The 26,605-nt window shown below is 59.1% G+C and carries 22 protein-coding genes and 1 tRNA gene; 13 read left to right on the forward strand and 10 right to left on the reverse strand.

What is annotated here, in order from left to right; genetic code table 11:
- Position 1 precedes the first annotated feature (1 nt).
- The 6 genes from ACN0SY_RS15385 to dnaK all read right to left on the reverse strand — a co-directional run bounded on the left by ACN0SY_RS15385 (position 2) and on the right by dnaK (position 6,438).
- Positions 2 to 1,114, reverse strand: a complete 1,113-nt coding sequence (locus ACN0SY_RS15385; RefSeq protein ID WP_417688603.1) for a hypothetical protein — start codon at positions 1,112 to 1,114, stop codon at positions 2 to 4.
- Positions 1,111 to 1,671, reverse strand: coding sequence for an ATP-dependent protease subunit HslV (hslV, locus tag ACN0SY_RS15390; RefSeq protein WP_417688605.1), 561 nt, complete (start codon positions 1,669 to 1,671; stop codon positions 1,111 to 1,113). Before hslV ends, ACN0SY_RS15385 begins: the two co-directional genes overlap by 4 nt.
- A 116-nt stretch (positions 1,672 to 1,787) precedes the next feature.
- Positions 1,788 to 2,378, reverse strand: coding sequence for an NADPH-dependent FMN reductase (locus ACN0SY_RS15395; RefSeq protein ID WP_417688607.1), 591 nt, complete (start codon positions 2,376 to 2,378; stop codon positions 1,788 to 1,790).
- A gap of 112 nt (positions 2,379 to 2,490) precedes the next feature.
- Positions 2,491 to 3,141 carry a class I SAM-dependent methyltransferase gene (locus ACN0SY_RS15400; protein WP_417688609.1) on the reverse strand — a complete coding sequence of 217 codons (651 nt, stop codon included), beginning with the start codon at positions 3,139 to 3,141 and terminating at the stop codon, positions 2,491 to 2,493.
- 73 nt (positions 3,142 to 3,214) lie between these two features.
- Positions 3,215 to 4,342: a molecular chaperone DnaJ gene (gene dnaJ / locus ACN0SY_RS15405; protein ID WP_417688611.1), complete on the reverse strand. Its 1,128-nt coding sequence runs from the start codon at positions 4,340 to 4,342 to the stop codon at positions 3,215 to 3,217.
- Positions 4,343 to 4,521: 179 nt separating this feature from the next.
- Positions 4,522 to 6,438 (reverse strand): molecular chaperone DnaK, encoded by a 1,917-nt coding sequence (gene dnaK, locus ACN0SY_RS15410; protein ID WP_417688613.1) that lies wholly within the window; start codon positions 6,436 to 6,438, stop codon positions 4,522 to 4,524.
- A gap of 247 nt (positions 6,439 to 6,685) precedes the next feature.
- Here dnaK and ACN0SY_RS15415 point away from each other — a divergent pair, with 247 nt between their 5' ends.
- A complete protein-coding gene (locus tag ACN0SY_RS15415; protein ID WP_417688615.1) occupies positions 6,686 to 7,306 on the forward strand; it encodes an alpha-ketoglutarate-dependent dioxygenase AlkB family protein in 621 nt (206 codons plus the stop codon).
- Here ACN0SY_RS15415 and ubiB read toward each other — a convergent pair.
- Together ubiB and ubiE are read right to left on the reverse strand one after the other, a co-directional pair.
- Positions 7,303 to 8,886 carry a 2-polyprenylphenol 6-hydroxylase gene (gene ubiB / locus ACN0SY_RS15420; protein WP_417688617.1) on the reverse strand — a complete coding sequence of 528 codons (1,584 nt, stop codon included), beginning with the start codon at positions 8,884 to 8,886 and terminating at the stop codon, positions 7,303 to 7,305. The genes ACN0SY_RS15415 and ubiB overlap by 4 nt on opposite strands.
- 3 nt (positions 8,887 to 8,889) lie before the next feature.
- Positions 8,890 to 9,693, reverse strand: a complete 804-nt coding sequence (ubiE, locus tag ACN0SY_RS15425) for a bifunctional demethylmenaquinone methyltransferase/2-methoxy-6-polyprenyl-1,4-benzoquinol methylase UbiE (RefSeq protein ID WP_417688619.1) — start codon at positions 9,691 to 9,693, stop codon at positions 8,890 to 8,892.
- A gap of 216 nt (positions 9,694 to 9,909) precedes the next feature.
- Between ubiE and mutM the strand changes: the two genes are divergently transcribed.
- The 8 genes from mutM to gyrB all read left to right on the forward strand — a co-directional run bounded on the left by mutM (position 9,910) and on the right by gyrB (position 19,916).
- Positions 9,910 to 10,803 (forward strand): bifunctional DNA-formamidopyrimidine glycosylase/DNA-(apurinic or apyrimidinic site) lyase, encoded by an 894-nt coding sequence (mutM, locus tag ACN0SY_RS15430; protein WP_417688621.1) that lies wholly within the window; start codon positions 9,910 to 9,912, stop codon positions 10,801 to 10,803.
- Between the two features lie 103 nt (positions 10,804 to 10,906).
- Complete coding sequence (locus ACN0SY_RS15435) at positions 10,907 to 11,680, forward strand: enoyl-CoA hydratase (protein WP_417688623.1); 774 nt, start codon at positions 10,907 to 10,909, stop codon at positions 11,678 to 11,680.
- A 194-nt stretch (positions 11,681 to 11,874) separates the two neighbouring features.
- A complete protein-coding gene (gene rpsT / locus ACN0SY_RS15440) occupies positions 11,875 to 12,141 on the forward strand; it encodes a 30S ribosomal protein S20 (protein ID WP_417688625.1) in 267 nt (88 codons plus the stop codon).
- Positions 12,142 to 12,836: 695 nt separating this feature from the next.
- Positions 12,837 to 13,223 carry a rhodanese-like domain-containing protein gene (locus tag ACN0SY_RS15445; protein ID WP_417688744.1) on the forward strand — a complete coding sequence of 129 codons (387 nt, stop codon included), beginning with the start codon at positions 12,837 to 12,839 and terminating at the stop codon, positions 13,221 to 13,223.
- 146 nt (positions 13,224 to 13,369) lie between these two features.
- Positions 13,370 to 14,848, forward strand: coding sequence for a chromosomal replication initiator protein DnaA (dnaA, locus tag ACN0SY_RS15450; protein ID WP_417688627.1), 1,479 nt, complete (start codon positions 13,370 to 13,372; stop codon positions 14,846 to 14,848).
- 171 nt (positions 14,849 to 15,019) lie between these two features.
- Positions 15,020 to 16,138, forward strand: a complete 1,119-nt coding sequence (gene dnaN, locus ACN0SY_RS15455) for a DNA polymerase III subunit beta (RefSeq protein ID WP_417688629.1) — start codon at positions 15,020 to 15,022, stop codon at positions 16,136 to 16,138.
- A gap of 34 nt (positions 16,139 to 16,172) precedes the next feature.
- A complete protein-coding gene (gene recF / locus ACN0SY_RS15460; RefSeq protein ID WP_417688631.1) occupies positions 16,173 to 17,330 on the forward strand; it encodes a DNA replication/repair protein RecF in 1,158 nt (385 codons plus the stop codon).
- Between the two features lie 132 nt (positions 17,331 to 17,462).
- Positions 17,463 to 19,916, forward strand: a complete 2,454-nt coding sequence (gene gyrB, locus ACN0SY_RS15465) for a DNA topoisomerase (ATP-hydrolyzing) subunit B (RefSeq protein WP_417688633.1) — start codon at positions 17,463 to 17,465, stop codon at positions 19,914 to 19,916.
- Positions 19,917 to 20,048: 132 nt separating this feature from the next.
- On the opposite strand, the gene ACN0SY_RS15470 is transcribed toward gyrB, so the two are convergent.
- Positions 20,049 to 22,058 carry a diguanylate cyclase domain-containing protein gene (locus tag ACN0SY_RS15470; protein ID WP_417688635.1) on the reverse strand — a complete coding sequence of 670 codons (2,010 nt, stop codon included), beginning with the start codon at positions 22,056 to 22,058 and terminating at the stop codon, positions 20,049 to 20,051.
- A gap of 377 nt (positions 22,059 to 22,435) precedes the next feature.
- Between ACN0SY_RS15470 and ACN0SY_RS15475 the strand changes: the two genes are divergently transcribed.
- Complete coding sequence (locus ACN0SY_RS15475) at positions 22,436 to 22,867, forward strand: septal ring lytic transglycosylase RlpA family protein (protein ID WP_417688637.1); 432 nt, start codon at positions 22,436 to 22,438, stop codon at positions 22,865 to 22,867.
- Positions 22,868 to 23,080: 213 nt separating this feature from the next.
- Here ACN0SY_RS15475 and ACN0SY_RS15480 read toward each other — a convergent pair whose 3' ends face one another.
- Positions 23,081 to 24,616 (reverse strand): cryptochrome/photolyase family protein, encoded by a 1,536-nt coding sequence (locus ACN0SY_RS15480; RefSeq protein ID WP_417688639.1) that lies wholly within the window; start codon positions 24,614 to 24,616, stop codon positions 23,081 to 23,083.
- 211 nt (positions 24,617 to 24,827) lie between these two features.
- Here ACN0SY_RS15480 and ACN0SY_RS15485 point away from each other — a divergent pair.
- The 3 genes from ACN0SY_RS15485 (at position 24,828) to ACN0SY_RS15495 (ending at position 26,569) form a co-directional block, all read left to right on the forward strand.
- Positions 24,828 to 24,904: transfer RNA gene (locus ACN0SY_RS15485), tRNA-Arg, on the forward strand.
- 290 nt (positions 24,905 to 25,194) lie between these two features.
- Positions 25,195 to 25,383 (forward strand): hypothetical protein, encoded by a 189-nt coding sequence (locus ACN0SY_RS15490; RefSeq protein WP_417688641.1) that lies wholly within the window; start codon positions 25,195 to 25,197, stop codon positions 25,381 to 25,383.
- Between the two features lie 112 nt (positions 25,384 to 25,495).
- Positions 25,496 to 26,569 carry a glycosyltransferase family 4 protein gene (locus ACN0SY_RS15495; RefSeq protein ID WP_417688643.1) on the forward strand — a complete coding sequence of 358 codons (1,074 nt, stop codon included), beginning with the start codon at positions 25,496 to 25,498 and terminating at the stop codon, positions 26,567 to 26,569.
- Positions 26,570 to 26,605 lie beyond the last annotated feature (36 nt).

Raw genomic sequence — 26,605 nt, forward strand, 5'->3', positions numbered from 1 at the left:
GTCAGTCGATGGCCGGAACGAAGTTCATGATCGCAGTCGAGGCAAACGGCCTCACGACCAGGCGGCGCACCCTGCGCCATGCCGAACCGAGGAGAAGGATGAAACAGCCAAGAAGAACGAGGGTCATTGCGAAGGTGACTTCCTCCGAAACCTCCGCCTTCATCATCAGGGACGCTATGGCAAAGCCGAAGTACCCCAGACCCGAGACAAGCAGGGCACGGCGATCCACCAGCATCGCCGCGAACGCCAGAAACAAGAACAGCGCGATTACGACGACGGCATAGGACGTGCTCTGGAAATCCGCATCGCCGGTTGTGAGCGTCAGCACGGAATGAACGATCAGGGGCGCTGCCATCAGGTGCAACCAGAACGCCTTGTCGCTATTCAAGGTGACACGTTGCGGATCACGGCTGTCGAACATCATGGCAAGGCCAAAACTCACCAGTCCAGCAAGCAGCGTGAACCAGACAATATTGTCGGAGACGAGGTTCGGAACGGCGGACTCGATCAGGAAAGCTGCAAGCAAGAGGCCGCAGGCGACAATCCCGGTCATCCCGACAGGTACCTTGAAGCGGACATAATGCAATGCCGCCCCGGCCATGGCGATCACCGTCGGGAGGGCAAAGATGAGCGCATCACCCCGGGCCCAGGCATCCGTCTCGGTAAGTCCTCCGGCGACAATGGAGGCGTCGCCATCGACGAAAAATCCGACGCAGGTGACGAAGAAGAACGGGGCAAAGGCCAGGCTGAGCAGGAACGAGGGAAGCGCGAGACGCATGCGCTTTGCGAAGATCTCGGACAACACCCAGACCACGGCGGCGCCGAATCCAGCAACGATCCATGTATCGAACGTATCGCGCAGGCCGAACATCATGCCGACAAGCAGAATGACGATGCCGATCGCAATGAAGATGTCATGAAAGCCGCGCGCGAAGCGCACTTCTTCAGCGTCGACACGCGTGACAGGCGCCTGCTGGTCCTCGATCCGCTCCTGGCGCACCCAGAAGTCCGCGAGGTGGTCGGCCTGTTCCCTGGACAGGATACCCCGGGCAACCGCTGCATCCAGCCGGGCCGGAGAGAGGGCTGCGACCGGCTCGTCGCTCATGGCACTCACGTTTCGCTCTCCAGCGTTTCGACGAGCACGTTCGAATTGGTGTAGACGCAAATGTCCGCTGCAATCGCCATTGCCTTGCGTGCGACGGTTTCCGCATCCGCATCGGTATCGACAAGGGCCCGGGCTGCAGCAAGCGCATAGTTGCCTCCGGACCCGATACCCATCACGCCGCCTTCGGGCTCAAGCACATCGCCAGTGCCGGTGAGAACCAGCGAGACCTGCTTGTCCGCGACAAGCATCATCGCTTCAAGCCGCCGGAGATAGCGATCGGTTCTCCAGTCCTTTGCCAGTTCGACACAGGCGCGCAAAAGCTGCCCTGGGTATTGCTCCAGCTTGGCTTCCAGCCGCTCGAAAAGAGTAAAGGCGTCCGCGGTGGCCCCGGCGAACCCGGCAATCACCTCACCCTTGGCAAGCGGACGTACCTTGCGCGCGGTATTCTTGATGACAGTCTGGCCGAGCGAAACCTGGCCATCGCCTGCGATAACGACCTTGCCACCCTTGCGGACCGTCAGAATCGTTGTTCCGTGCCAGGTCGCCGGTTCGCGATTGTCGCTCATGCGTGCCTCTCAATCATGCCAAGGAAGGACGGCCCGATCAGGAAGGCCGTATCTGAAGTTCCCTATGTAGGCCGGACGAACGCGTTTTCCAAGTTCGTGATCTTGCGTGTTCCGGTTTACCGGCCAAACAACTGCAGCTGCGTTTGACGAACCATCGCCTGGATCAGGATATCGAGTTGCTGGGCAGCGCGTTCGTCGGTCAGGTCACCCTTCATGTCGAAGCCGGTCCGCGCATTGGTGACGCTGACCATCTGCGGCAAGACATGCGCTCCGAGGCCGACTTCCATGATGGTTCTCATCCCGATCAGACCGCGCATTCCGCCGAGCGCGCCGGTTGCCGCGGAGCCAAGGGCAAAGACGCGGTTCTTGAATGCGGCCTTGGGCGGCTCGCCCGGTGACGATGCCCGGCTCATCCAGTCGATCGCGTTTTTCAGTACAGGGGTAATGCCCGCATTGTATTCCGGGCAGGCTATGAAGACGCCTTCCTGTTGCAGAAACAGGCTCTTGAGGACCTGTGCGTTCTGCGGCACGCCCTTCGCCGTTTCCAGATCTCCATCGTAGAGCGGTAGCGGATAGTCCGCCAACGATATGCGGGTCACCTCCACCTCGGACAGCGCAAGGCGCTTTCCAACCAACGCTGCGAGCTTGGTATTGAAGGATCCGGATCTTGTCGATCCTGACAAGACGAGGACACGCGGCAAGCGCATTACACACCCCTGATCTGACACCACCCATGGCTGCCAAGGCAGCCTGCGAGCTCAATATAGTGCCGGAGTGCACGCGCAGTCGAATGCTGGCGTCATCAAAGAGCAAAAAGGCTTAATGGACGCGCCGGTAGACCCATACCCGGGCCGGTGGCAGGTTTTTCCAGATCCAGTCGGTCTTGGTAACGGAAAAACGTCCTGGCTCCGGCTTGACCGGCGGCACAAGCGCGTAGGAGAATTGCACGAAAGGAGCGCCCGGCTTCAGGAGCTCAAGTGCATCATTGAGCAGACGCTTGCGCTCCTCCTCCGGTCGTGTGAACAGCGGCAGGCTGGAAATGATCCCGTCGAGACCGTTGCTGCCAAAGCCGTGAATTTCCGGCGACCCGAGCAACTCTTTCAAGGCATAGGCGTCGCCCTGGACCACGTTCAACCCGGGATAGCGAGCTTTCAGCAAGCGGCAGAAATCTTCGCTGTATTCGACGGAAAGGAGATCCTTGTGGCCAACGCCCCGGTCAAACAAGGCTTTTGTAACGACACCCGTCCCCGGCCCCAGCTCCACGAACTGGGAATGCGGCGCGGGCGTCACGAAGGACGCCATCTTCTGGGCGAGGTGCGGACCGGAGGGGCTGACAGCCCCGGTTTTCAGAGGATTTTCGACCCACGAACGGAAGAAACGGACCTCATCAAGTGCCTTGGCCTTCAACTCCCTTACCTTGCGCACCTTCGCGCGCATGGCCTCGGAATGAGCACCCGACATATCCATCATCGTGAATGTTCCTCCTGTGAACCTCTTCAATGTAGGTTCCCCAAGGGAATGATTTCAAGATGATTGAAGGGTTTTACCCCCCCAAATTGTCGATGAAGTCTTTGACTTTAGAAAAGAAACCTTCAGATTCCGGGTGGTTCTGGCCGGAAGATTCCTGTTCAAATTCCGCAAGCAGCTCCCTCTGACGCTTGGTCAGATTGGTTGGGGTTTCGACGGTAACCTGAACATACATGTCGCCATGCTGCGTAGAACGCATGACCGGCATGCCCTTGCCGCGCAGACGGAACTGCTTCCCGGTCTGCGTGCCTTCAGGCACCTTCACGCGGCTGGTAGCACCATCAAGCGTGGGAACATCAAACTGACCGCCAAGGGTGGCCGTGGTCATCGAAATCGGCACACGGCAATAAAGATCGGCACCGTCACGCTGGAAGATCTCGTGTGGCCGTAGCGACAGGAAGATGTAGAGATCTCCTGCCGGACCGCCGCGCAGACCGGCCTCGCCCTCACCGGCAAGGCGAATGCGCGTGCCGTCCTCGATACCGGCCGGAATATTGACTGAGAGATTTCGCTCTTGTGTCGTGCGGCCGACACCGCCGCAGGATCCGCAGGGATCGGAAATCACCTGACCCTTGCCCTGACAGGACGGACAGGCACGTTCAAGCGTGAAGAAGCCCTGAGCCGCGCGCACGCGCCCCGCCCCACCGCAAGTGCGACAGGTCGTCGGGCTGGTGCCCGGCTTGGCGCCGGAACCGGAGCACGCCTCACATGTGACGCTGGTCGGCACTTCGATTTCAACGGTCTTTCCGTTGAAGGCCTCTTCCAGCGTGATATCGAGGTTGTAGCGCAAGTCCGCACCGCGCTCACGGCCGCCAGACCTGCGGCCACCACCCATGCCGAAGAATTCTTCGAAGATATCTGACATGGTGGAATGGAAATCACCACCCTGAGGCCCACCACCTCCGCCAAAGCCGCCGTTTTCAAACGCTGCGTGACCGAACCGGTCATAGGCCGCACGTTTTTGCGGGTCTTTCAGGGCGTCATAGGCTTCATTGGCTTCCTTGAAGCTGGCTTCCGCGTCAGCATCGCCCGGGTTGCGGTCCGGATGATATTTCATCGCCATCTTGCGGTAGGCGCTCTTCAGCGCTTTCTCGTCCGCGTCGCGCGACACGCCCAGAACTTCGTAGAAATCACGTTTGGCCATTGGTGGTCACTCGTCCTTGACGGCCTTCGGTGCCGTCATCGCCCCTGTATCACACTGCGCAATGCGCAAAAGGCCGGCTCATCCGGCATCATCCAAGGTTTTCGGAATACAGGTGGCTTGATTGCCGAAGTTGCGAAAACGGCCTGCGAAATTTCCGCAGGCCGTTTTCCGGTTCAGGATCAGGCCGACTTCTTGTCGTCGTCCTTGACTTCCTCGAAGTCCGCATCGACGACATCATCGTCTGCTGCAGCTTCTTCACCACCTTCGGCATCGCCGGCTTCAGCTTCGGCCTGGGCCGCCTGGTACATGGCTTCGCCCAGCTTCATCGAAGCTTCGGCAAGAGCCTGGGTCTTGGCCTTGATGTCTTCAAGGTCATCGCCCTCAAGCGCCGACTTCAGGCTTTCAAGAGCGGTCTCGATAGCCGCCTTGTCGTCTGCGCCAACCTTGTCGCCGTAGTCCTTGAGGGACTTCTCGGTGGAGTGGACAAGCGCTTCGCCCTGGTTCTTGGCTTCAACCATTTCCTTGCGCTTCTTGTCCTCATCCGCATGGGACTCGGCATCCTTGATCATCTGATCAATATCGGCATCGGAAAGACCGCCGGACGCCTGGATCCGGATCTGCTGTTCCTTGCCGGTGCCCTTGTCCTTCGCGGACACGTTGACGATACCGTTCGCATCGATGTCGAAGGCGACTTCGATCTGCGGAACGCCACGCGGTGCCGGCGGCAGGCCGACGAGGTCGAACTGGCCGAGGATCTTGTTGTCCGCTGCCATTTCGCGCTCACCCTGGAAGACGCGGATGGTCACGGCCGTCTGGTTGTCTTCAGCGGTCGAGAATACCTGGCTCTTCTTCGTCGGGATCGTCGTGTTACGGTCGATCAGACGGGTGAAGACACCGCCGAGGGTTTCGATGCCGAGCGACAGCGGGGTGACGTCGAGCAGAAGAACGTCCTTGACGTCGCCCTGAAGGACGCCAGCCTGGATCGCCGCACCCATGGCAACGACTTCATCCGGGTTCACACCCTTGTGCGGGTCCTTGCCGAAGAAGGTCTTCACGGTTTCCTGGATCTTCGGCATGCGGGTCATGCCGCCAACCAGAACCACTTCGTCGATTTCACCGGCTGCAAGACCTGCGTCCTTGAGAGCCGCCTTCATCGGGGCAATGGTGCGCTTGACCAGTTCGTCGACAAGGCTTTCGAACTTGGCGCGGGTCAGCTTGAGGGTCAGGTGCTTCGGACCGGAAGCGTCTGCCGTGATGAACGGCAGGTTGATTTCGGTCTGAGACGAAGACGACAGCTCGATCTTTGCCTTTTCCGCAGCTTCCTTGAGGCGCTGCAGGGCGAGCTTGTCGTTCTTCAGGTCGATGCCCTGTTCCTTCTTGAACTCGGACGCCAGGTAGTCGACCAGAACCATGTCGAAGTCTTCACCGCCGAGGAAGGTGTCGCCGTTGGTGGACTTCACTTCGAAGACGCCGTCGCCGATTTCCAGGATGGAAACGTCGAAGGTACCGCCGCCAAGGTCATAGACGGCGATGGTCTTGCCGTCATTCTTGTCGAGGCCATAGGCGAGGGCTGCTGCGGTCGGCTCGTTGATGATGCGCAGGACTTCAAGGCCTGCGATCTTGCCGGCGTCCTTGGTTGCCTGACGCTGAGCGTCGTTGAAGTAGGCCGGTACGGTGATGACGGCCTGGGTCACGGTTTCGCCGAGATAGGACTCAGCCGTTTCCTTCATCTTCTGAAGGATGAAGGCCGAGACCTGGGACGGGGAGTATTTCTCGCCCTTGGCTTCCACCCACGCATCGCCGTTGTCGGCCTTGACGATTTCGAACGGGACAAGCTTCTTGTCCTTGGCGACCGTCGGGTCGTCGTAGCGGCGCCCGATCAGGCGCTTCACGGCGAACAGGGTGTCCGTCGGGTTGGTGACAGCCTGACGCTTGGCCGGCTGGCCAACGAGGCGCTCGCCGTCGTCGGAGAATGCCACCATGGAAGGCGTAGTACGTGCACCTTCAGCGTTTTCGATTACCTTGGGATCCTTGCCGTCCATGACGGCGACGCACGAGTTGGTCGTGCCGAGGTCGATACCAATGACCTTTGCCATATCTGCCTCTCTTTCTAGCAAACCGGAACGACCCGCAACGGCATCCCTCCGGTTCCTTTTCATGAATGTCCGGTACAGCGCCCGGCGGCTGCGCCTCAGCGCAACGCTCGAACGCTATATAGGTGGATGAATCTGGCCCTGCAAGACGCCGACAAGACGGCATTTGCAGGTTGGACCTGTATTCTGGATAATTCTTCCAAGTTCGTTACCGGGCAAGGGACGAACATCACTTTGACCACAGGAAACGATGACCGATAAAGGCTCTCCATCAAGCGGATTCAAGATACTGCCAGGCCATTTTCCGTCAGCGGAACAGGAATCCCTTGTCGCTCAACTGCGCGAAATCCTGATCAAGGCCCCCTTGTTTCAGCCGGTCATGCCGCGGACCGGCAAGCCATTTTCGGTTCGCATGAGCAATTGCGGCCCCCTTGGCTGGGTATCGGATGTGACTGGCTATCGATATCAGGCGACCCATCCGGTGACAGGAGCTCCATGGCCTGAAATTCCTGACGTTCTATTGGACCTTTGGCATCAGGTTGCCCCAACCTCACCGCTCCCGGAAGCCTGCCTGATCAATTTCTATGAGCCCACCGCCAAGATGGGCATGCATCAGGACCGGGACGAGGAGACCTTTGACGCCCCTGTTGTTTCCGTTTCGCTTGGGGACACGGCAACCTTCCGGATCGGTAGCACGACGCGGGGCGGCAAGACCTCATCGATGCGCCTCGCATCGGGCGATGTCGTCGTCATGGGCGGAGAGTCCCGGCTGGCCTATCACGGCATCGACCGCATCCTGAAAGGCACATCGACACTTTTGAAAAACGGCGGCCGGATCAATCTGACGCTGAGACGGGTGACCCGCCCCTAGTGCCAGACGCCGACCGCGATCGCTGCCAGCGACAGGGCAATAACCCAGAGCGCGACGCGGCCGGAGCGGGTGTGGCGGGCTTCGGCCTTGCCGATGGCTTCCGCAGTCTCGGTATCGAAACGAAGACCGTTTGTCGTCATCTTCTCGAATTCTTCCGACATCCTGCCGATCCGGTCCGCAAAGATCGGAAGGTCATTGGCGATGCGGCCCATAGAGCCGAGGACCGACCCGGCATCGCGAAGCTTGCCGACGGGGCCCAGATGCTCGCGGATCCAGTCGCCCACAACCGGTTCGGCCGTGCGCCACATGTCGAGATGCGGGTTCAGGCTTCGTGCAACACCCTCGACCACGACCATGGTCTTTTGCAGCATGATCAGCTGGGTCTGTGTGTGCATCTCGAACAGTTCGGTAACTTCGAAAAGCTGGGTCAGTAGCCTCGCCATGGAAATTTCGCTGGCGTCATGGCCGTGGATCGGCTCGCCAATCGCCCGGATCGCCTGCGCGAACATATCCACGTCCTGATGGGCGGGAACGTAACCGGCCTCGAAATGCACTTCAGCGACCCGGCGATAGTTCCGGGTGATGAAGCCGAACAGGATTTCGGCAAGGAAACGGCGCTCGCGTTGGGTCAGGCGTCCGGTGATGCCAAAATCGACGGCAACCAGAGTCCCGTCCGGTTCAACGAACAGATTGCCCTGATGCATGTCCGCATGAAAGAAACCGTCGCGCAGGGTGTGGCGCAGGAAGCTCTGGATGACGTTTGCGCCCAGCGCTTCGAGATCCAGACCGTCCTCGCGAAGTCCGTCGACGTCCGACATCTTGCGGCCGTCGATCCATTCCATCGTCAGAACGCCCTTGGCGGTGCGCAGCCAATCGACTTCAGGCACCCGGAATGCAGGGTCCTGGGCGGTGTTTTCTGCCATTTCCGACAGGCCAGCCGCTTCCAGCCGGAAGTCCATTTCCATCGCGACTGACTGCGCCAGCGTGTCGACCACGGCGACCGGGCGCAGACGCCTTGACGGCGGATGGAACCGCTCTGCCATGCGCGCAACCAGATAGAAGCCATCCAGATCCCGCTTGAACCGCCGGGCAACGCCGGGGCGCAGAACCTTCACTGCCACCTTGCGCTCGCTTCCATCTCTGTCGCGAACGATGGCCGGATGAACCTGGGCGATCGACGCTGCTGCCACGGCCTCGCCGAATTCGACGAAAAGACCCTCGACTGGCTGGCCGAACTGATCAGCGATCGCTTTGAGCGCTTCTGCCTGCGAGAAAGCCGGCAAACGATCCTGCAGCGCAGAAAGCTCCTGTGCGGCTTCCTTGCCGACGACGTCGGCACGGGTCGCAAGAAACTGCCCCAGTTTTACATACGACGGACCCAGACGGTTGAGAGCGTCTGACAGCCTGAGCTGAGCGCTCTTGTTGCGCACGGACCGGCGCTCGAACAGGCGCGCGAAACCGATCGCAAGGCGCGGTCCGGCCGGCAGGTCGGGCAGATGCGCCAGACCGAAGACGCCCTCGCGGGCCATGACAAACCCGGCCCGTGCGAGGCGAAAAAGAGGCATCACCGCAAAGCCCATGGATCAGAGCTTCCAGCCGGAATGAAGCGCTGCGATGCCGCCGGAATAGTTGCGGAAGGTAACCTGCTCGAAGCCAGCTTCCTGGATCATCTCGGCAAAGCGCTCCTGACGCGGGAACTTGCGGATGGATTCCACAAGGTAGCGATAGGGTTCGCCATCGCCGGTGACCATCTTGCCCATCGCCGGGATGGCGTTGAACGAAAAGGCGTCATAGATCTTGTCGAGCCCCGGAACGTCGACCTCGGAAAACTCGAGGCACAGGAACCGGCCGCCACGCTTCAAGACCCGGCGCGCCTCGCGCAGAGCCTTCGGGATGTCCGGCACATTGCGGATGCCGAAGGCAATCGTATAGGCGTCAAATGTCTTGTCCGGGAACGGCAGGTCTTCCGCGTTGCCCTGCGAAAAGGTGATGTGATCCGACAGACCGGCCTTTGCGGCGCGGTCCTTGCCGACACCCAGCATGGAGCCGTTGATGTCGCAGACGATGGCCTTGGCGGTACGGCCCGACTTTTCGACGACACGCGTCGCGATGTCGCCGGTGCCCCCGGCAACATCCAGAAGCCTCCATGCCCGTGCGCCCGACTTCGGCGGCGCAAGAACGGAAACCATGGCGTCCTTCCAGACACGGTGCATCCCTGCAGACATCATGTCGTTCATGACGTCATAGCGGTCTGCTACCTTGTGGAACACGTCGTCCACCAACGCCTGCTTCTGTCCTTCGCCGACCGTGGTGAAACCGAAACTCGTCGGCATGTCCTCCGGTGCGCGGGTCGAGGTGCGCTGGTTGATCGAAGCGTCTTGCGCCATCTTCATTCTCTCCTGGGTGGCAGGCGGGTTTTGGGCCCGCATGCGCCATGCCACGAAACGGATCGTTTTTCCACCCGGCTCTTGCCTTGAACAAGTCCGTGCGGCCAATTCGGCGCGGACCATAGTACAAGGAGCGACCGAGCGCTATGTTCCCCGCCACCGAAACATCAAATGCCGCAGACGGCCTTTGAGACAAGATGCCAAGGACCAGATCCGATGCCCGAATTGCCCGAAGTCGAAACCGTAAGGCGCGGCCTTGCCCCGACATTCCAAGGCGCGTTGATCGAAAAAGTGGATCAGAACCGGCCAGATCTGCGCTTCCCGTTTCCGGAGAAATTCACTCAGCGCCTGACAGGTAAAAGACTCAGTGCGCTGTCGCGGCGCTCCAAATACCTCCTTGGAGACATCGAGGGCGGCGAAGTGCTGGTCATGCACCTAGGTATGTCGGGCGCTTTCCGCATCGAAGAGGATGATATCACCAAGGCGCCGGGCAACTTCGCCCACGCCCGCTCCAAGGACACCAAACACGACCATGTCGTGTTTCACCTGGCCTGTCCGGACGGGCGGCATGCACGCATTCATTATAATGACCCGCGCCGCTTCGGCTTCATGACGCTGATCCCGCGCGCCGACCTGGCATCGCATGCCCTCTTCAAGGACATCGGGATCGAGCCGCTCGGCAACGAACTGGACGGGGGAAGGATCTCCGAACTGTTCGGGGGCAAGAAGGCGCCACTCAAGGCAGCCCTGCTGGACCAGAAGCTGATCGCGGGCCTTGGCAATATATATGTCTGCGAAGCGCTTTGGCGCTCAGGGCTTAGCCCGACCCGGGCAGCCGGTACGATCGCGGGCAAGAACGGCCGTCCGACCAGACGTACGAGCGAACTGGCTGGTCATATCAGGGATACCCTGAATGAAGCCATCGAGGCGGGTGGCTCAAGCCTGCGCGACCACACCCAGGCCGACGGCACATTGGGCTATTTCCAACACAGTTTCGCCGTCTATGGGCGGGAAGGCGAAACATGCCGGAAAGCCGGCTGCGGAACGGCGATCAAACGTATTGTCCAATCCAACCGTTCGACATTCTATTGTCCGAGTTGCCAACGCTGAGCCAGGCGCACCCGCCGCTCTCGATCTTGCAAGCGCGGGGCGGCTCGGATACGCCTTGCAGTCAAAGCACTCAGTTGGTGATTTGAATTTGGGAGAGCGCCAGATGGCTTATGAGAATATTCGCGTCGAGACCCGGGGCAGGGTTGGACTAATCACCCTGGATCGCCCCAATGCGCTCAACGCCCTGAACTCGGCCCTGATCGACGAACTCAACACCGCGCTCTCGGCCTTTGAAAAGGACGAGAAGATCGGCTGCATGGTGCTGACCGGTTCGGAGAAGGCTTTTGCTGCCGGAGCCGACATCAAGGAGATGTCCGGCCTCAACTACATGGAAGCCTATCTGAACGATTTCATCACCTCCTGGGACCAGGTGTCGCGAACACGCAAGCCGATCATCGCCGCTGTTGCCGGATATGCGCTTGGCGGCGGTTGCGAGCTTGCGATGATGTGCGACTTCATCATTGCCGCGGACACGGCAAAATTCGGCCAACCCGAGATCACTCTAGGTGTCATGCCCGGAGCCGGTGGAACGCAGCGCCTGACCCGTTTCATCGGCAAGGCGAAGGCCATGGACATGTGTCTGACCGGACGGATGATGGACGCTGAGGAAGCCGAACGGTCCGGCCTTGTCAGCCGGGTCGTTGCCGCTGATCAGCTGCTGGAGGAAACCCTCAAGGCTGCGGAAAAGATCGCCGGCTTCTCGCTGCCGATTGCGATGATGACCAAAGAAAGCGTGAACCGCGCTTACGAGACCACGCTTGCGGAGGGCATTCGCTTCGAACGCCGGGTGTTCCATTCCATGTTCGCGACCGAAGATCAGAAAGAGGGCATGGGCGCCTTCGCCGAAAAGCGCAAGCCTCAGTTCAAGAACAAGTAATGCCTGCGAAAGAATCCCTGATCAGGGGCTTCTTCGGCATTGACGTCGCAGCTTAGCGCGATTATAAGCTGCGCCCAACCGGTGGCGAGAGACCTCGCCGCCGTCGTTTTTTTGATCGGGTCGGCCTCGCGCCCAGGCGCTTTGGATCCCGGTCGTAATCGGACTTAGTTCCACCACGGATCAGGATTGAGCCCATGGCCAACACACCATCGGCCAAGAAGGCGGCCCGCAAGATTGCCCGCCGGACGGCCACGAATAAAGCTCGTCGGAGCCGCGTGCGGACCTACCTGCGTAAAGTCGAAGAAGCGATTGCTTCCGGCGACCAGGCAGCTGCAAACGAAGCTCTGAAGGCTGCTCAGCCGGAAATCATGCGCGCTGCGACCAAGGGCGTGCTGCACGCCAATACCGCGTCCCGCAAGGTCTCCCGTCTGAACGCTCGCGTTAAGGCTCTTGGCGCCTAAATTCAGGCGACATAAAGCATTTCAAACCCGGCCCTCGCGGCCGGGTTTTTTATTGCCAAAAATTTTTGCAATCGGGTCAGCCGGCTAACGATAAACGAGCTATCAGGAGATTTGACGATAGCCAGTTTTGTCAAAAAAAATGTCTATATTTCATACACTTATCTCCATGTCACTTTTGCATACACGGATCAAACCGGATTCGATACGAGTCAAGAGAAAACATGATTCTTTTTTTTGATGCCCCCATCTTATGACCCTTGCCGACACACAAATTCGCAAAAATCCTTGCGACAAAAAGCATTTGGGGAATGCACCCGGCAACGCCCTGCCCAAGTGACGCAGGGGCCGTTTCAACCCTGCTAAGGATTTGTTCATCAGAGGCTGTTGCCCCACCCAAACCGCCTGTATATGTTTACCTCAACAGGCGGGCGACGATCCGAGCTACAACGAAACAAAAAGACGGTTTGGAACAGTTATGATCAAATTTAACAAAAATAGATTCATACCTATTCCAATAAATAAACTTCATGAATACGTAAAAGTATTCGTCGTGAGTTAGATTTTTCTCTCATCTAACTCAAAATCCCGAAAATCATTACACTCACAGCATCAATGACCTCGTCATTGTAAAGGGGGCTGTTGTGTCTACGCCGTTGGATTATGCTGGAGACGTTGACGTCTCCACGACATTCGAGATGCTTCGTGACCAGGCTGACGCTGTCCTGGTCGACGTGCGGACGAAGGCCGAATGGACCTTCGTAGGAATACCTGACCTGAGGTCGCTGTCGAAAGAGCCGCTACTGGTGGAATGGACGTCCTTCCCCCCCGCGGCACCTGTCAATGATTTTGTTGACCAGCTGGCAAAAAAAATAACGGAAAAAGGGCTTGACCAAAGCGCCCCAATCTATTTTTTGTGCCGCTCCGGTGTACGGAGCCAGTCCGCGGCGAAAGCCATGACTGAGGCTGGTTTTACCCATTGCTACAATATCGCTGGTGGTTTCGAAGGGCCCTTGGACTCACAGGGGCATCGTGGGACCCAGTCCGGATGGAAGGCCGCCGGACTGCCCTGGATCCAGAGTTAAGTGCCCTGCCTCGAAGCAGGTACGGACGGCGCGGAGACGCGTCCGTCAACCCTATAACCGTCCCAATTGGGACATATAACAGCTGCAAAAGCAGCATTCACAGGACGGCTGTGGCGGATCGTCCTAATTGATTGGAGGCGTAAGAAATGCAGGTTCAGGAGGCAAGCGGCTCTGAACACTGGAACCGTGTTAAAAAACGGCTCCGCGCCGAACTCGGTGACGATGTTTTCTCGAGCTGGTTCGCTCGCGTTGACCTCGAGGAACACAACGACGGTACTGTGCGCCTGTCGGTTCCAACCAGGTTCCTCAAGCAGTGGATCCAGTCCCATTACAATGACCGGCTGATGGGCCTTTGGAAGGGCGAGTGCGAGAACGTGCACAAGATCGAGCTCACCGTTCGCGGTGCGATGCGCCCGCGTCAGTCAGTTGCACCAGCTTCGGTCGGCATCTCTTCTGCGAAGGCAACGAAGGTTCCGAGCCTTGAAAACCGCGCCGATGGCTTCTGTGAAACCAACCCGGTAGCAGCGGCACAGGCGGCAACGGCTGCCCTGGGCCGTGGCGAAACGAGCTCAGATAGCTCTCGCGACATCCTTCAGGGTGCTGCACTCGACCCGAAGTACACTTTCGAGACGTTTGTCGAAGGCGAGTCCAACGGACTGGCGCTTGCGGCAGCTCGTCAGGTTGCGTCGGGCGGCGCCGTGACTTTCAATCCGCTTTACCTGCATGCCTCTGTTGGCCTCGGCAAAACCCATCTGATGCAGGCCGTCGCGGCCAAGGTCCGCGCCTCGGGCCGCAAGGTGCTGTACCTGACCGCCGAGCACTTCATGTACCGCTTCGTGTCGGCGCTGAAGGCTCAGTCCGCTCTCTCCTTCAAGGAAACGCTTCGCACGATCGACCTGCTTCTGATCGACGACATGCAGTTCCTTCATGGCAAGCAGGTCCAGCAGGAGTTCTGCCATACGCTGAACGCACTGATCGATGGCGCACGCCAGGTGATCGTTGCTGCCGATCGCGCACCTTCAGAACTCGATACTCTGGACGATCGCGTCCGTTCGCGTCTGTCTGGCGGACTTGTTGTCGGTATCCAGGAGCCAGACTTCTCGCTGCGCAGGAATATCCTGTCGACGCGCGTCAATCAGGCCCAGCGCAACTATCCGAACTTCGAAGTCCCGGACCCTGTTCTGGACTACGTGGCGAAGCACGTTGCCTCTTCGGGCCGCGACCTGGAGGGCGCGCTCAACCGCCTTGTAGCGCATAATCAGCTGACCAATCAGCCGATTACCCAGGAAATGGCGGAAATGACCCTACGCGACCTGATCCGCTCGAGCGAACCGCGCCGGGTAAAGATCGAGGATATCCAGAGAGTTGTTTCGAAGCATTACAACGTGACCAAGGCGGATCTGCTGTCGGCACGGCGCACCCGGACGATCGTCCGCCCGCGCCAGATTGCCATGTATCTCGCCAAGGTCATGACGCCACGCTCACTGCCGGAAATCGGCCGCCGCTTCGGCAATCGCGACCACACAACGGTGCTTCATGCGGTCCGCAAGATCGAGGAACTCGCCCGTGCAGATCACGCCCTGGCTCAGGAGCTGGAGCTGCTGAAGCGGATGCTGGACGCGTAAGGCGACCATAGACAAAATAATCATTCGATTCAGGGGCGTCCGAGAGGGCGCCCCTCTTGCATTTCGGTTCTGCAAAGGGCAGTGTCTTCCCCCCGCTCCCTCCCCCGGGAGCACCCAAGATTTCCTGTCAGGAGACGTCCTCCTGCACCTCAACGAGTACGGATACTGCGTATGAAAGCGACCCTCGAGCGGACCGACCTCCTCAAGTCCCTGACCCATGTGCACCGGGTTGTCGAGCGCCGTAACACAATTCCGATCCTGTCCAACGTTCTGCTCCGCGCCGAGAATGGTGCGTTGAAGCTGAAGGCGACCGATCTGGATCTGGAAGTTCTGGAAACTGTTCCGGCGATGGTAGAAATGCCGGGAGCAACCACCGTTCCGGCACACATGATCTACGACATCGTGCGCAAGTTGCCGGATGGCTCCCAGGTTGTCCTCGAGACGACCGGTGACAACGCCACGCTGGAGATCCGCGCCGGCCGTTCCAAATTCTCGCTCCAGATGCTTCCGGAGACCGACTTCCCGGATCTTACCGCGGGAGATTTCACTCACGGTTTCACATTGACGGCGGGCGATATCCGCAAGCTGATCGACACGACGCAGTTTGCGATCTCCACTGAAGAGACCCGTTACTACCTCAACGGCATCTACATGCACGCGGTAGAAACGCCGGCCGGAAGCCGCTTCCGCGCCGTTGCCACGGACGGACACCGGCTTGCCCAAGCCGAGGTGCCTGCACCGAGCGGATCTGCGGGGATGCCGGGCATCATCGTTCCGCGCAAGACCGTCGGCGAGATGCAGAAGCTCCTCGAGACTCCGGATGCCGAGGTTCAGATCGAACTCTCGGACACCAAGATCCGGATCACGACAGCCTCGATCGTTCTGACTTCGAAGCTGATCGACGGCACCTTCCCTGACTACGGACGTGTCATTCCTCAGGGCAACGACAAGGAAATGCGGGTTGACCGGGACGAGTTCAAGGAAGCTGTTGACCGCGTGTCGACGATTTCCTCTGAGCGTGGCCGTGCGGTGAAGCTGTCGCTGGACGATGGACGCATGGTCTTGACCGTGAACAACCCGGATTCCGGTAGTGCAACGGAAGAACTGGCCGTCGAGTATGACGCCGATCCGCTCGAAATCGGCTTCAACTCCCGCTACCTTCTGGACATTGCCAACCAGCTTACCGGCGACACGGCCCTGTTCCGCCTTGCCGATAGCGGCTCGCCGACGTTGGTTCAGGACAATACGGTCGAAGACTGCCTCTTCGTTCTGATGCCGATGCGCGTCTGACACATAGCGAGGCGCTTGCTTGGGATGAGGTCTGATGCCTGAGAGCACGTCAGTGGCTTTACGCCGCCTGACACTGACTGACTTCCGCAACTACGAGCGCCTCGATCTTGCCTTTTCCAAGCCGCTTGTCGCTTTCGTCGGTGACAACGGCATTGGCAAGACCAACATCCTCGAAGCGATTTCCGTTCTCTCGGCAGGACGAGGCCTGCGGCGTGCTCCTTTTGCGGACATTGCCCGGATCGGCGGCAGCGGCGGCTGGAGCGTTGCCGCGCGCGTTCTAAAGGACGACTACGAAATCCAGATCGGAACCGGCCTGACGCCTGGCGAAGGCGGTCGGCGCGTACGGATCGACGGAGAGGACGCAAAGTCTTCAGAGACACTGCTCGACTACATGCGCGTACTGTGGCTGGTTCCTTCGATGGATGGCCTGTTCACAGGCCCGGGTTCTGACCGCCGCCGCTTTCTCGACCGCCTGACCCTGTCGCTGGATCCATCTCACGGCCGGCGCGTTGCCAACTTCGACAAGGCGCTTCGCCAACGTAATCGTCTGCTGGAGCATGGAGGCAGCGCGGACTATCTCAGCGCGATCGAGACGCAGGTTGCAGAGCTCGGAACTGCGGTTTCGCTTGCTCGGGGCGAGACGGTCAGTCTCCTCGGCGAGACCGTCAAGGCGCAGGCCGCAACCGGGTTGCCCTTTCCCCTTGCCTATCTGGCGCTTGAGGGAGCCTTTGAAACAGCAACGCGCGGCATGAGCGCCGCCGATCGGGAAGATCATTACAGAGAGTTGCTGCGGGAGGGCCGCTCGCGCGACCGGGCTGCCGGACGCGCACTGATGGGTCCGCATCTGTCCGACCTGATGGTCCGCCACAGCGCCAAGGACATGCCGGCATCTCAGTCCTCAACCGGCGAGCAGAAGGCACTGCTCATCGGACTTATCCTGGCCCATGCAGAACTCACCGCGTCGGTCAGCGGCATGAATCCGGTTCTCCTGCTCGACGAGATCGCCGCCCACCTGGATCCGGGTCGTCGGGAGGCGCTGTTCCGCCGGCTTCTCGACCTTGGCGGACAGGTGTTTATGACCGGAACCGACGTCACTTTGTTCGAGGCGCTGCCGGACGAGGGAGAGGTGTTCCGGATCTCGTCCGACGGCGCAGAGCTGCTCGCCGAGAAAAATTCAGCTCCAGCGCCCTGAAACGGGCGGAATTCCATGGTTTTCCACCGCTAGAGCGGTCCCTGGACCACGATGCGGGGAGTGCGGTTGAATGGCCTGTGTAACCCCGTATAACGGGTGATCAAACCCATGAACGATTGGTGACTGATTCGCATGAGCGACACTTCCACTCCCGAGAACGGTCCGACCCCGCAATCCGAAGGCTCCGCCGAATACGGCGCGGACTCCATCAAGGTCCTGAAAGGCCTCGATGCCGTCCGCAAGCGGCCAGGGATGTATATCGGCGATACGGATGACGGCTCCGGTTTGCACCACATGGTCTACGAGGTGGTGGACAACGCCATCGATGAAGCCCTTGCCGGTCACGCGGACCATGTGACGGTCACCCTGAATGCCGAAGGATCGGTTACCGTTTCGGACAACGGCCGAGGCATCCCGACCGACCTGCACCCTGAAGAAGGCGTCTCCGCTGCCGAGGTCATCATGACCCAGCTGCATGCCGGTGGTAAGTTCGACCAGAACTCCTACAAGGTGTCAGGCGGTCTGCACGGCGTGGGCGTTTCGGTGGTGAACGCCCTGTCGACGCGCCTCGACCTGCGCATCTGGCGTAACGGCAAAGAACACTTCATGACTTTCGCCCATGGCGAGGCTCAGGGACCTCTGGAAGTCGTTGGTGACGCGGCAGGCCGGAAGGGCACCGAAGTCACATTTCTTCCCTCGCCCGAAACCTTCACCAAGACCGACTTCGATTTCGGAACGCTCGAGCATCGCCTGCGCGAGCTCGCGTTCCTGAATTCTGGCGTCCGCATCATCCTGACCGACAAGCGCGGTGTCGAGGAAGTTGTCGAGGAGCTCTACTATGAGGGCGGCCTTGAGGCTTTCGTGCGCTATCTCGACCGGGCCAAGCATCCCCTTATCGAGACTCCCATCACGATCAAGACCGAGCGCGACGGCATCACCGTCGAAGCCTCGATGTGGTGGAACGACAGCTACCATGAGCAGGTTCTCTGCTTCACCAACAACATTCCCCAGCGCGACGGCGGCACCCACCTTGCCGGGTTCCGTGCAGCCCTGACCCGCCAGATCACCGGCTACGCCGACAGCGCCGGCCTCCTGAAAAAGGAAAAGGTCTCGCTTTCGGGTGACGACTGCCGTGAAGGGCTCAGCTGCGTTCTGTCCGTGAAGGTGCCGGATCCGAAATTCTCGTCACAGACGAAGGACAAGCTGGTTTCCTCGGAAGTTCGCCCCGTCGTCGAAAACGCCATGTCCCAGGCGCTTGCCGAGTGGCTGGAGGAAAACCCGACCCCGGCACGTGCCATCGTCTCCAAGGTCGTCGAAGCAGCATCGGCCCGTGAAGCGGCCCGAAAGGCGCGTGAACTGACCCGCCGCAAGGGCGCGCTGGATATCGCCTCCCTGCCCGGCAAACTTGCCGATTGTCAGGAGCGCGACGCTTCCAAGGCCGAACTGTTCCTCGTCGAGGGCGACTCCGCAGGTGGTTCTGCCAAGCAGGGCCGCCACCGAGAGAACCAGGCCGTTTTGCCGCTACGAGGCAAGATCCTCAACGTCGAACGCGCTCGTTTCGACAAGATGCTGTCCTCGAATGAAATCGGCACCCTGATCACGGCGCTCGGTACGGGTATCGGCAAGGAAGAATTCAATATCGAGAAGCTGCGCTACCACAAGATCATCATCATGACCGATGCTGACGTGGACGGCGCGCACATTCGAACCCTGCTTCTGACCTTCTTCTTCCGTCAGATGCCAGAGCTGATCGAAAACGGCTACATCTACATTGCGCAGCCGCCGCTCTACAAGGTGAAGCGCGGCCAGTCCGAACAGTACCTCAAAGACCAGCAGGCACTTGAGGACTATCTGATCGCGTCTGGATTGGAAGACAGCTCACTTACCCTTGCGGACGGCGAAGTTCGCACCGGTGCGGATCTGCGCGATGTGGTTGAAAAGGCCCGCAGCATCGCGGCGATCTTCGACGGACTGCATTCCCGTTATAGCCGGGACATCGTCGAACAGGCCGCTATCGCAGGGGCCCTGAACGAAGAAGTGCTGCACGAAGCCGACAAGGCAAAGGAAGCCGCCACCTACATCGCACGCCGGCTCGACATTCTGGCGGACGAATTTGAGAAGGGGTGGACCGGGGAAGCCCGTGAAGATGGTAGCCTCGTGTTCCGCCGCACGGTTCGCGGTGTGGAAGAGGTCGCGGTTATCGATCCGGCGCTGCTCGCCTCAGCCGATGCCCGCCGCCTCAACGCACATGCTGCCCACTTGCAGGAGATCTACGGCAAGGCTGCCGTCCTGCGGCGCAAGGATGTCCCGAATGAAATTCGCGGACCACGCGCGCTGCTCCAGCAGATCTTCGGCTTCGGCCAAAAGGGTATCTCGCTCCAGCGCTACAAAGGCCTTGGCGAGATGAACCCGGAACAGCTCTGGGAAACGACTCTCGATCCGAATGTTCGCTCGTTGCTCCAGGTGAAGATCCGTGAAGCCGACGACGCGGACGACATCTTCACCAAGCTGATGGGCGACGAAGTGGACCCGCGGCGCGAATTCATCCAGGACAACGCCCTTAGCGTGGCAAACCTGGACGTCTGAGATCGGAAGATATACAGAACGAGCTTCGAGGGACGGCAATGCCGTCCCTTTTTGTTTCTCAACTGGTCGTCTCCACCTGAAACCCTGGGATAGGCGAGCGCAGACCAGTCTCTGGAACCGATGCTGGTCCTTTCAAAGCGTGCCCAGGATCGAAGGTTCGCCAATATAGGGGCCTTCAACAGCATCGATTCCAAGACTGCTCATCAACACAACGTCGGCATCCTTTTCAACGCCCTGCGCCAAAGTGCGAATTCCGATTTCCCGAGCCGTACATATCAACCCTTTGAGTATGCCCCGTTTTTTCCGGTCGATTGCAGCGGCGACCGTGACCGACGGACGAAGCCTGATCCACCCGACCCTGGCCTCAGCCAGTCCTTCAAATACTGACCAGTGGCCCGAAAACTCACCAATAGCAGTCTGGCAACCAAAGCCCGCAGCTCGGCTCAAGAAGGCAAAGGCCCGACCAGGCTCACGCAAATAATCAGGTTCACTCACCTCAATGCACAAGCGTCCGGCAAGCAGCGGGTCATTGGTCAGGCGCAACCTCATCAGATCCTGAATGGCAGCATCATCGAAAGATGCAGGTGAAAGCGTGACACTGCACCATTTGCAGTTGCCGTTCGCACGCAAGAAATCGAGAACCTGATCAAGCGCCCAGCAATCGATCAGGGCATGGAGTCCCCGCCCCTCATCGCCCGTTCTTCCGGTCCTTCGGCGCAACGCCGCCCTACCCTTGCCGGCAGAAAAGAGCGTCCGCACTCCCAGCGGACGCGCGTCCGAAATATTGAATACGGGCGTCGCTTGAAGTGTAACGTCCTGCAGCCATTGTTCCGGACGCTCCAAGTCATCAGCCAGCACATGCTTTGTTTCTCTTGCACGGCTTGAGGGTTGGAATTCATCCACGATCACCGTGCCGCCGCCCGCTCTCTTTCCCTTCATGCTGCATATGTCAGCAAGCTTGAACAATTCGTCCGGATCGACTTGCCTGATCAATTCAGAGCGTACAAACCCGACGCCAATGCTGCCGCTGATCGTGAAAATTCGCCCCCCCTCCTGCAAGTGCAACCGATCAAGTGCCTCTCGCATTTCGGAGGCCAGCTCTTCCGCCTCTCGGATACTGTCAATCCGGGCAAGACCTCCAAACTCGTCGCCACCAAGCCTTCCGGCCATTCCGTAGGGCTCAAGCACAGTCGTCAAGGCCCCCCCGACACGGCGCAACATCTCGTCACCCGCGGCGTGACCGGCCAGATCGTTTATCTTCTTGAAGTCATCGAGATCGACGCAGAAAACGCCCAGCCCCTTGCTCGTGGCCTCCGGATCGCTACTCCGCAGCAGACTCTCGGCTTGCTTATAGATCGCCCTTCGGTTGGGCATCCTTGTAACCATGTCGGTCAATGCCAGGCGCTTGTACTCCTCGGCCTCCTGCCGGCACGCCATACTTGGGCCTACAACCGCTATCACAGGCGACTGTCGCGCAGTTGAACCGGGCACTTTTAAAAGCCTGACCTCTATACAATCGGACTCGTCCGACGGCTCGGTTGGCACGCCTTTATCCTCGGCGCGCTCCATCGACGGGGCTTGCAGATAGAGCGCCGCAACCTTCCCATCGCGGCATTCACGAAGGCGTTCGGAGAGAATATCAATGTCAACCGTCGCCCCGATGATCGATTCCAGTTTCTTCCTGATATCCTCGGTGCTGAGGAAGCCAGGCAGTTCGATCACCTGGTCTTGCAAACGACCATGGACCGGAGCGAGATCATTCTCGAACGAAGTGGCTGCCAGGGGATAGGCTAAGCTGTCTCGGCCGAAACGCAGCACAAGCACAGGCTCGACCTGGCCTTCAGGCGCCATTGGAGACAGGGAAAGATGCTTTGGGAGCCTCGCGCCCGCTTTCGAGACGAAGGCGCTCTCAATTTCGATTGGCGCACCGGTCGATGCTGTCTCAAGCGCCCGATTCAAGCGAGCAGCACCTTCTTCATCGAAAACGGTGCGCGCGAAACACGCCCCAATCGAAACTGAAACAGACGCGGCCTCCAGGCATCTTTTCATATATGCGTTGACCGCAAGACAGGTGCCATCCAGCTTCAAAAGCGCGGCGGCGTCCGGCATTGCTGCCAGCAGGAGAGTGAAGACCTCCGCCAATCCGCTATCACTGGAGCAAAGAGGGGGCGTCCCCCGGTCTTGCTTTGACCGCTGGCCGTTCTGCACTAGAACATCCTTCGACGATTTATCGGACACTCAGAGCGACGCACGCACTACAAATCGCTCGCTCAATATTCAACAGAGTTAACACAGATCGGCTTGCGGTTGTGCAGCAACGCCTGAAACCCACAACTGAACAAATACATATAGTTAACAAAAGGTTAATCGTATTACCGCAATTCTACATTACGCTCTTTTTCTACCGCTACGGCATTTATCCCGCTCCCGCCTTATTTTGACCACGAGAAATCCTATGGTGCCGCGAATTGCAATCTAACCTTGCCCAATCAGCAGGTCGCTGTTCTCGGAACCGTTCGATGCCATCCAAGTCTGCATTTCACCATCTGGCAATCGCCGCGCTCGTGTCTCTCGGTTTTGCCGGAGCACAGCCGATCACTCAGGCGGCGGCAGCCGCCCCTGAATTAGTTCAGTGCGGAAAGGCGTCCTGGTATGCGCTGACCAGCCGTACAGCCAGCGGCGAGATGGCGGACCCCGCAAGCATGACGGCAGCGCACAGGTCCCTGCCGTTCGGTTCCATAGTGACGGTGACCAACCTGAGAAACGGCAAGTCGGTTTCCGTGAGGATCAACGACCGCGGACCCTTTGTTAAAGGCCGCGTGATCGACGTAACCAAAGCAGCAGCAATCAAGTTGGACTTCGCCCGGCAGGGCGTCACGAGGGTCGCCGTTTCGGTAAACAAAAGTCCTGCGATAGCAATCTCAGATCCCACAGAACTATGCGGCAGCTGACCAATGCTAATGAATGCATTTCAGCAGCATTTTTGATGTTTAACCATAATGTAAATCAAAAAATAAAATGAATCATCGTAATGACAACGATAAGTTGCCTATATATGATTGCGATCGTGGTCGATGGGGCCATGTGCACAGAACTCAATTCGCGCGATCCTTAGGGCTCGCGCGTTTTTTTTAACCTTTTACACGTGGCGAAGTTCCCCTGCGTTAAGGATTTTCCAACTCCCTGCGAAACGTTTCAGCGGACGCCAAAACGGCCTCCCGGTGGCTCGCGTCCATTCGATTCCAAGTATTGTAAACTTGGCCGAGACGCGGATTCCCGGCAAGCTTTTCGCGGTTTCGATGGAGAAAATGCCAATAGAGATAGTTAAACGGGCATGCCTTCGCGCCGGACTTCTGCCTGACGTCGTAGTGACATGACCCGCAGTAGTCAGACATTCGTTTGATGTAGTTTCCGCCGCTAACGTAGGGTTTGGAGCCCAACAATCCGCCATCGGCGAATTGGCTCATGCCAATGGTGTTTGGTAGCTCGACCCACTCGAAGGCATCGACGTATACGCTGAGGTACCATTGGTGGACCTGTTCCGGCGCAGCTCCAATCAGCAGGGCGAAATTGCCCGTGACCATCAATCGCTGAATATGATGTGCGTAGGCTTCTTCGCGGGTCTGGCCGATAGCCTGGCTGAGGCAATGCAATTTCGTCTCGCCGGTCCAATAGAAATCAGGCAGATCTGCATGCGCGCCAAGGAAGTTCGCCTCTGCGTAATCCGGCATTTTCAACCAATAGATCCCACGGACATATTCACGCCAGCCAATGATCTGACGGATGAAGCCCTCGGCAGCGTTCAACGGCGCATGGCCGTCCAGATAGGCACGCTCAACCTTTCTGCAGACTTCCAGCGGATCAAGCAGCCCGACATTGAGATATGCCGAGATCAACGCGTGGTAGAGAAATTTCTCCCCGGTCAACATGGCGTCCTGATAGTCGCCGAAGGCCGCGAGGCTGTCGGCCAGAAAGCGATCTAGTGCTGCCTCCGCCTGCGCACGGGTTACTGCGAACCAGAAATCGTCGAGCACTCCGAAATTGGTCGCAAACTCCTCTGCGACCAGGTCGAGCACCTCGCGCGTGATTGTGTCCGGTTCGAACCGCGCGGGCCGTGGCATGAAAAGGTCAGACTTCGCGGGCTTGCGATTTTCACTGTCGAAGTTCCAGCGGCCGCCCGCTGGCTCGCAGCCTTCCATCAAGAGGCCGGTCTTGCGCCGCATCTCCCGATAGAAATATTCCATCCGAAACTGTTTGCGCCCTTCCGCCCAGTTCGCAAATTCGGACCGGGAACAGATGAACCTGTCGTCATCGAGAATCTCAACATCGCACCCCAGGTGTCCTTCCCAGGACATCATGGCGTCAAGGACGCGCCACTCACCGGGCTCGGTGACCAGGATGCGCTCCGGCCGCAGCCGCGAGCAGGCACGCGCAATCTCGCCGGAGAAGCTGCCACTGTTATCGGGATCCTTCAGGTACACATAATCAATCAACCACCCCGCCGACCGCAGCTCGTCTGCGAAGTGGCGCATGGCGGCAAAGATGAAGGCAATTTTCTTGGGATGATGGGGCACATGGGACGCCTCCTCCATCACCTCGACCATGATGACGCGATCGCGTGCCGGGTCTGCTGCCTTGAGCGACGACAGCTGAGGTGAAAGCTGGTCCCCAAGGACCAGGACAAGGTTGCGGACCGACATCTGTTTCCCTTTGGCGAGCCGATAGGTTGGCGTCACCCTGTCTACGCACACACCGACCGTTCATATCACCAGCCCTGAGGCAGTTCTTCTGCCTCAACCGCGAGGCGATGCCGGCTTGCTGTCCAAAAGCGCAAGAAACCAATTGAAGGCCGCAACCCGATGCGGTATCAGGACGATCTATCCACCCGGTTCAGACCGGATGCTCGGATCCGCACCCGTAGCTCAGCTGGATAGAGCGCTGCCCTCCGAAGGCAGAGGTCACAGGTTCGAATCCTGTCGGGTGCGCCAACGACACGTTTCACCAAGTATTTCTCAAGTTTCGTTGCTCGGTATTGCCGCTTCGTTGCTCATCCGTGCGCAAGGGGCTGCGTCAAAAATGATCGAGGCCTTGCGCTCCTAATTTGCCGTGCTGGATCACAGCCAAACCGGCAGCAACACCCCAAGTAGCCAAATGCGATGCCTCGTGGTGGCTCCCACCTGGGGTGAAGCAGGTCACGGCCAGCGTGAGTGAGCTGGGACGAAGGGTTTTATTCAGCTTTCCATGCGACGGAACGACCTGGCCAACAAGGAAACCGTTTGTGACAATACGCAATGCTCTTGCCCTCCTTTTCCTGACCTGCTCGTTGGGCGGTTGCGCCGCCGTTGCTGCCGGCGGGGCTGTCGTGGGCGCAACCGGCGCTGTCATCGGCGGCGCAGTCGCGACAACCGCCTCCGTCACAACTGCAGCGGTCGACCTTGCCATTCCAGACAACGACGACGAAGACTGAACGCACTTGACCCTGGCATATAACCTCAATTTCCTCTCGGATCAGCTGACGCTGGACGCCACGCACCAGCAGCGATAAGACGCTCTCACGGCACGGCAAAGGTCCTGAGTTCATGAAAGTTGCAGTTGTTCTTCCGCGCGGGATGCGTTTTTCGCCCGATGGCGCGACCTCGATCGACATCGTCGCACATGACCTAATATGCGCCAGCCGTTTTCGCTCATCGACTTATGTGATCGGTGAACAGAACGAGGCGCCCTTCGAGGACGTCGATTTCCGGCCAGTAGCTACGGGGCGCCCGTCATTCGTCGCGAGGGAAGTGGTCGCCGAGCTCGCCTTTGACAGGCCTGATGTGATCGTGGTTCACCAGCATCCGGAAACAGCTGCCCGGATCGCACGTGGCGTGCCCGGAATACCCGTACTGTTGCATCGTCATGGCTTGCTAAAGGAAAGCCGAGGATTTCTGTCGCGCTGGCGAAAAGAACGTCAGCTCTCGCAGATGGCCGGAATCATCTTCGTCAGCGATTTCATCCGGCAAAGCTTCCTGGCGCAGTTTCCAAAGTTAGCGAACCGTACCGGCGTCATCTTCAACGCAGTCGATACAGCGCTCTGGCATCCTTCGACCGAGAAGCGCAAGGAGGTCGTCTACGTCGGGCGCGCAAGGCAGGACAAAGGTATTCTGCCACTGATCGCAGCCTTCAAAACCCTGACCAATCCGGATTGGTGCCTGAAACTTATCCTGGGCGTCCAGACCGACACCGAAGCAGCGTTCTTCGCGGAAGTCGAGAGCCGGACAGCCAACAGTTCCAAGATCGAACTCTTGAAGAACGAGCAATCGGCAGCCGTGCAGGATCACCTCGCGCGTGCCTCCATCGCCGCCCTTCCGTCCATCGTTCGCGAGGGGTTCCCGCGCGCCGTCGTTGAGGCCATGGCCTGCGGCTGCGCAGTTGTCGCCACGCGGCAAGGCGGAACTCCGGAAGCGGCGGGTGATGCAGCCATCCTCTTGGAGACACCGGACGCCTCAGATTTCACCGCAAGACTATCGGAAACGCTGAAAGACCTGACGATGGATCGAGACTTGCTCGGAGAGATGTGCTCCAAGGCACGTGCGCATGCACTTTCCAATCTAGGCATAGAAGCTGTGGCCCGATCCTACGACGACCTTCTTTCGCGAACTGCCGGACTGTAAAGACCCCGTGAGATCGGCTAAGAAGACCACTGATCC

Origin of the sequence: Roseibium sp., from assembly GCF_048261595.1 — a bacterium.
Classification (GTDB): Bacteria; Pseudomonadota; Alphaproteobacteria; order Rhizobiales; family Stappiaceae; genus Roseibium.